The 5,315-nt window shown below is 40.0% G+C and carries 11 protein-coding genes; 3 read left to right on the top strand and 8 right to left on the bottom strand.

Annotation, left to right across the window (positions count from 1 at the left end; translation table 11 throughout):
* Both BM283_RS19745 and BM283_RS17100 read left to right on the top strand, forming a co-directional pair.
* Positions 1-298: hypothetical protein (locus BM283_RS19745; RefSeq protein ID WP_217646595.1), on the top strand; the 298-nt coding region annotated here is incomplete at its 5' end.
* An 18-nt stretch (positions 299-316) separates the two neighbouring features.
* The gene (locus BM283_RS17100; RefSeq protein WP_139225335.1) at positions 317-559 is read left to right on the top strand and encodes a hypothetical protein; all 243 of its coding nucleotides are present in this window, start codon (positions 317-319) and stop codon (positions 557-559) included.
* 47 nt (positions 560-606) lie between these two features.
* Here BM283_RS17100 and BM283_RS19740 read toward each other — a convergent pair whose 3' ends face one another.
* The 3 genes from BM283_RS19740 to BM283_RS19730 form a co-directional block, all read right to left on the bottom strand.
* Positions 607-1,059, bottom strand: a complete 453-nt coding sequence (locus BM283_RS19740) for a transposase (RefSeq protein ID WP_090695281.1) — start codon at positions 1,057-1,059, stop codon at positions 607-609.
* Positions 1,060-1,157: 98 nt separating this feature from the next.
* Positions 1,158-1,307, bottom strand: coding sequence for a hypothetical protein (locus BM283_RS19735; protein WP_217646594.1), 150 nt, complete (start codon positions 1,305-1,307; stop codon positions 1,158-1,160).
* Between the two features lie 413 nt (positions 1,308-1,720).
* Entirely contained in the window at positions 1,721-1,966 is a 246-nt protein-coding gene (locus BM283_RS19730; protein ID WP_254776426.1) for a LexA family protein, read from the bottom strand.
* Positions 1,967-2,428: 462 nt separating this feature from the next.
* Between BM283_RS19730 and BM283_RS17085 the strand changes: the two genes are divergently transcribed.
* On the top strand, positions 2,429-2,722 hold the full coding sequence (locus BM283_RS17085) for a hypothetical protein (RefSeq protein WP_090695279.1): 294 nt from the start codon (positions 2,429-2,431) through the stop codon (positions 2,720-2,722).
* Positions 2,723-3,032: 310 nt separating this feature from the next.
* Here the strand turns inward: BM283_RS17085 and BM283_RS20740 are convergent, their stop codons facing one another.
* From BM283_RS20740 to BM283_RS17065, 5 genes are all read right to left on the bottom strand, one after another.
* Complete coding sequence (locus BM283_RS20740) at positions 3,033-3,197, bottom strand: transposase (RefSeq protein ID WP_090695277.1); 165 nt, start codon at positions 3,195-3,197, stop codon at positions 3,033-3,035.
* A gap of 17 nt (positions 3,198-3,214) precedes the next feature.
* Positions 3,215-3,493: a transposase gene (locus BM283_RS17075; protein WP_090695275.1), complete on the bottom strand. Its 279-nt coding sequence runs from the start codon at positions 3,491-3,493 to the stop codon at positions 3,215-3,217.
* A complete protein-coding gene (locus BM283_RS18410) occupies positions 3,394-3,744 on the bottom strand; it encodes a transposase (protein WP_175492214.1) in 351 nt (116 codons plus the stop codon). The genes BM283_RS17075 and BM283_RS18410 overlap by 100 nt, the downstream gene beginning before the upstream one ends.
* Positions 3,745-4,286: 542 nt before the next feature.
* Entirely contained in the window at positions 4,287-4,466 is a 180-nt protein-coding gene (locus tag BM283_RS17070) for a hypothetical protein (RefSeq protein ID WP_090695273.1), read from the bottom strand.
* Positions 4,467-4,820: 354 nt separating this feature from the next.
* Positions 4,821-5,315: transposase (locus BM283_RS17065; RefSeq protein WP_175492213.1), on the bottom strand; the 495-nt coding region annotated here is incomplete at its 5' end.

Below are 5,315 nucleotides of genomic sequence, written 5' to 3'. Positions count from 1 at the left end.
ATTTCAACGTCATCGCCGCCTGAAAGGAGCGGCGTTCCGCTCCGAGCATTTTCGAACTTGCCAGTCTCAGGTCTTCTATTTGGGACGTGCTCAGGGGCGCAACTGTCGGGGCGGAGGCGAACAGCATGATCAAGCTCAGTGGTTGAACAAGTGGAAGCCCAATTATACCTCAATGGGAATAGCCTTTTTCGGAAATCACCTTAACAACCTGTACAGTTTTTGGGTACCACTTCAGTATTTTGTTTTGGCCAACATCTGTTGGAATAAGATTTTCGTCACTAGTACGCTTTACTTCTAGTTTCTATAGAAAGGATGAATGATGGAAGAAAGACCTGAATGGGTACGTTGCATAGGGTATGGTGTTAAAGTTAGAATTGATGGCAAAAAGACGTGGTGCGGGAAAATAAATATTGGGTTTGGTGTCCTCCTTTTTATAGATATTAATCATGCTGCATTGCAAGGAGAAAGAGGTGGCAAATTAGTTGCGTTCCGCGAGTGTGTCGCAGTAATTATTAAATCATTACAAAATGGACATGACAATCCCGAGTATGTGTCATAGATATTCAGTGTCACTCTGAGAAAAATATACTAATAGTTAAATGTGAATTAAGAGCTAACTCGCAAAAAATTCCAGAAAAACAGAGCCGCAGCCAGCTTTCCGAATACATGCACCATCAGTTCCTTATAAGAGCGCACTTTGCTGGCACATTCAATGCCTGTTTTTTCTTCAATCCAGGCAAATAATGCTTCAATCGGTTGCCGAACGCGAGCAACTACTATAGACCACCATTGATCCTGTGGTTTGAAAATAGAGTTGCCTTTTTGTTTCTTAACGGGTGCCAAGACGGTCAGATTCTGAGCTTGTCTGACTGCTTCGGCGTCGGGCTGTTGATAAGGTTTATCGCCATACAATTCCTTGTTGTGCAATTGTGGCCGAATCTGATCAAATATCCTGCCGTCATGATCGCTGGCGCCGGTTACACCGATGTACTCAGGAATCGGCAATGAGCCTGGTTGACGGCGCCCTATGATATGGACCCGCACACCATGATAGTACAACTTCTTTGTTGAGCATTAGCCTGAATCCGCCAACTGTTTCGCTATACACGCGTTAAACCGGTGACTTTGCCTCGCAAGGATGACCGGAAATGAATCAGTCAACTAAAAACCTGCCCGGGATCCCTGGTTTTCTGTTCTTGCTGAATCAGTGCTAATAAGGGTGCAAACACATCGGCTACTCGATTCAGGCGCTGAACATAAGCCACATGGAAGTCGTGGAAACCCATCGCGTAAGTGGCGATCCGCATACTTATCAATACTTTTGATCTCTCGATGCCTGTCCATTACACCGAGCAGGAAGAGAGTAATAACTTCTTCGTCGCTAAAACTTAAATCCGCGTAATGGCTCATTCTTTGACTATAAGTCCAAAGATTTTGCTGACAATGCTTGCAAACATAGAGATAAATCGTTATTAATCGGTTTTGCCAGTTCATTGCTTACTTTGATTGATTGAGGTTGGGTAGTGTCTTCCTCAATAGTTTAACGTTATTGATGAACCGGCTTCTATTTCAGCTCTTAATTCGTATTTAAGAGCATATTCAATAAATATTAGCAATGTGTAAAAAATTCACATTGCTAATTCTTCAAAACCATTTAAGCATATCAATTTCAAAAGTATGAAATTCGTTCTTTTTAGAAAAATCAATTAATAAGAAATGATCACACGATAAAGCGCGCCACTGCTCCCACTACAACTCCCCACACCTGCAACTCATCATCTTCATGAAAACGAATAGGCGGATATGCTGGATTCTCAGCGTGCAGTTCAATAACGCCATTGCCGGCATACAATCGCTTTACGGTATATTCATTATTAATCACCGCCAATACGATATGCCCGTGTTTGGGTTTGATCGAGCGATCAACCATCAGCATATCACCATCATGAATGCGAGCACCGACCATAGAATCGCCGACCACTCGAAAGAAATAGGTGGAGGCTTTATTGCGTACCGATAATCATTAATATCCAGCCCTTTCTCAGCATATCTCTCTGCAGGCGACGGAAACCGGGCAGGAATTCGGTATTGCAATAATGGCAGGATACAAACAGAAGGATCAAGCTTTGCTCGCTGTAAGCGGAGCAGTGTCTATTCGCTAGTAGATACCAAGGGAACAATGATTGTCATGATGAGTCTCTAGTACATGATGGGGTCGACAGTATAAAACACTCATTTGACGAATAACACTGTAACGAAATGTATGGATGTTTTGTTTTGGCTTATTTACGCTCCAAACTGATCAACCGTAGGCGTCTTGCCAGTGCCGAAGATAAAACTACCGACACAAGGATTTTCAGTTCACTGCTAATTGATTAACTAATCAATACTGCTCTAGCGGAGCTTGGAATAAAAGGAGGATAAGAAAATGTTTAAAAGTAATAATATTTACAATGTAGTGGAAAAAAATGGGCTGATCATGTGTGACAATATTGTTACAGGGGATCCCACTGAAAAAAAAGAAAAAGTTTTAGAATTATTCAATACAACCGAAGGCTGGACAGCTAGATACTCCGGAATAACCGGCTCTGGTGAGTATGTCGAGAGAGAAGAAGCTCACAACATACACGGTAAAGATATTGAAGATGTTAAAAGAAATGCACTGAAATTATGGGGCTCTGAACTCAAACTCGAAGATGTAAAGGTAGTAGTTCATAAATAACTAAAGAATAGCCGCCAGTAAGGCGGCTTTTTAATTCAACCAATCTAAGCCTGCGCTACTCATATGGGTGATCATAAAAAAATAGAAAGATTTAATAGGTCAGTTAACGAATTATTGAGTCTATAAATAAACTGCAAGCAGCGTCAACCAAATTAAACGATGCCCTGATTGAATTTAGATTGACGAAATTTGCAACAAACAATGAATTGCAAAAGGTTCATTCGGTAAATGCGTACTTTGAATCCAACCGACCACAACATAGCTGGTTTCATGCAACGCCATAATTTTCAGTTTAAAGAATTCTACCTCTCTAAAACCATAACCCATTGAAGTCGAAATAAGCAAGAATACCTGGACGATGAGCGGCAATGATTTTAGAGAATTGCTTGAGCATGTTGATATTCGAAGTAGCTGCCTTTTTTACCCATTTTTCAAGTGCTTTTTGCGCTGCAGTTTCATCTGGTTGATGCCATATATTGCGTCATTCTACTTTCATATAATAGGCCGTGGCCAAGGTTCATTGAGATTTAGCGCTTCCGCCAGACGTTGACGCTTATTGCGCGTATCATCCAGATTACCAGGATGCTTGAGCAGCAGCCAACGAATGTCTCTCAGAACTGGATTACCCAACCCATTCTCTGCTTCTCGCTGCAGATCGCGGCACAGCTTGGTCAGTTTTTCATTAAACAATTTGATGACATGAAAATGATCGAATACCAGCGTAGCCTCTGGAATATGACTCTGTACTGCCCTGAGGTAAGCTGGGCCCATATATCATCGGTTGCAATCACTTCAATGTGCGCACATGATCGTTTCAACCGCTTCCAGAATGGAAGCAACGCATCCGCGCCTTTCCCATTGCCCACAAAAATCACGGCACCACGTTGAAGATCCAGCACAATGGCTAAATAGCCCAGTTTGTTGCCTTGATAGATTTCATCAATTGCAATACGTTTAACCTTTGCTAATTTCGGCAATCGATAACGCTTTTGCAGACTACGCTTTTGGATTTCCTTAACCACTGATCCTCTTTTATCGCAACGACTATGGCGTTTGCAATATATCGCGTGCTTTGATAAAAATAACCTATTATGCTAAAAGCGTGATAGAGCAAACTCGTCGACATTTTGAAAAGCCTGATCATTAAAAATAATAGCGGCTATTTCAATTTGTCTTGCTCTACTTTTCCATCGTCTCTTTAACCTGCTACTGCTCCTATGTACGTAATTTCCGGAAGAACCCTATAATCAATATTCATAAGGATTTCAGACAAGACACATTTTTGAACTATTCTAGAGAATATGTCTTTGTGTCTAAATTTTAAAATTCTATTAGAACAAGTAATGATACATCACGCACGCGCGCATATTCTTGAGAATGTGGCTATAGAGAGCAGCATCTCAACTTTTCAGCCATATCAATTTAAGAGAATGATTTCCTGTTAACAAAAGCCATTAAAAGTATGATAGAGAGTAAAATCAAAGGGATGAACTAGCAAATTGTGCTGTTTATCACTTAGATGTTTTCTTTTTTTAGAAAAGTACTATGTTCTAAAACTTCTCTTTTAATATTCATCTTCTTTAATATCTTTTTCTTGGGAATGTCTTCCAAAGATTATTTCTATTGCGGGAAGTTTTTCTTCACTAGATAAGGAATACCCTTCAAAAACAGTTTCTAAGGTAGGAAGTTTCTGCTTCTCTTTTGACTTCTTTTTAAGCTCTTTCGATGTTATTTCTTTAGGCATTCAATAGTTCCTATTTATTCCATAATAACTCAAATACTTTCGATCTTGAGAAGCACACTGTCAATTAAAAATGTGTGCAAAAGTGCACTTGACATTCTAAAATAATCCACATCCTTTTTTAGAAGATATTCTGTATCACCCAATATCATTTGAATAGTCAATCTATAAATCTATCATACTAAACTTTTAATTATTAATGATATTTTTATGTGTATAAAATTTAATCGTTCTAATAAAAATTGTTACAAATAACCCTCTTAGCAATATTATTTACAAATTACCCACAAAGTTATCCACAGAAATTGTGGAAAAGTAATAATTCTAAGTAAACAGGCTTGTAGAAACCATATAAATTTAAAAACTAGAGTTTAGAGTAAACCATCCCCCACAGTTGGAATTTTTTCCAACTTGGAGATGTAATGCGCTTGATCTTTTTGTTGTATTACATGCGGTTGCTTTGTTCACATCTTGAATTCCAGTTTTTATTCCAATCTGGTGGCATGAATTTTTATATTTTGCATTCCACCATGACCGAATAGCGACATGTCTTAAAATATTGACCAGTCCTGTACGAATCTGCCCGGCAGTTTGAGGCTGATGCTTGCGCCATGGGGAATGCTGACAGAGTGCCGCCACTGCCTGGCTGTTCAAGCAACTCAATAGCTGGACCAAGCCGTAACCCGCCATGGTAATGTGTACCCAGCGATGAAGTGTTTGTCGTGTTTGCTGCCATGCCTCTTTCATTCCCCAGGCTTGTTTCAGCTGATTGAACATCGGTTCAATCGACCAGCGCAGGCTATAGCTTTCTACGATCTGTTCCGCAGTTAACGTGGTGTCAGTGCTTAGCAG

It is taken from the genome of Nitrosomonas sp. Nm34 (genome assembly GCF_900113925.1).
GTDB lineage: Bacteria > Pseudomonadota > Gammaproteobacteria > Burkholderiales > Nitrosomonadaceae > Nitrosomonas.
Note: the sequence above shows the minus strand (reverse complement) of the source record. Positions and strands in the feature narration are given on the sequence as shown.

Excerpts from the sequence above, each read along its gene's own strand:
- BM283_RS17100 (WP_139225335.1), top strand. The coding sequence starts at position 317 with ATGATGGAAGAAAGACCTGAATGGGTACGTTGCATAGGGTATGGTGTT.
- BM283_RS19735 (WP_217646594.1), bottom strand. The coding sequence starts at position 1,307 with ATGCGGATCGCCACTTACGCGATGGGTTTCCACGACTTCCATGTGGCT.
- BM283_RS19730 (WP_254776426.1), bottom strand. The coding sequence starts at position 1,966 with ATGGTCGGTGCTCGCATTCATGATGGTGATATGCTGATGGTTGATCGC.
- BM283_RS17085 (WP_090695279.1), top strand. The coding sequence starts at position 2,429 with ATGTTTAAAAGTAATAATATTTACAATGTAGTGGAAAAAAATGGGCTG.
- BM283_RS17075 (WP_090695275.1), bottom strand. The coding sequence starts at position 3,493 with ATGGGCCCAGCTTACCTCAGGGCAGTACAGAGTCATATTCCAGAGGCT.
- BM283_RS17070 (WP_090695273.1), bottom strand. The coding sequence starts at position 4,466 with ATGCCTAAAGAAATAACATCGAAAGAGCTTAAAAAGAAGTCAAAAGAG.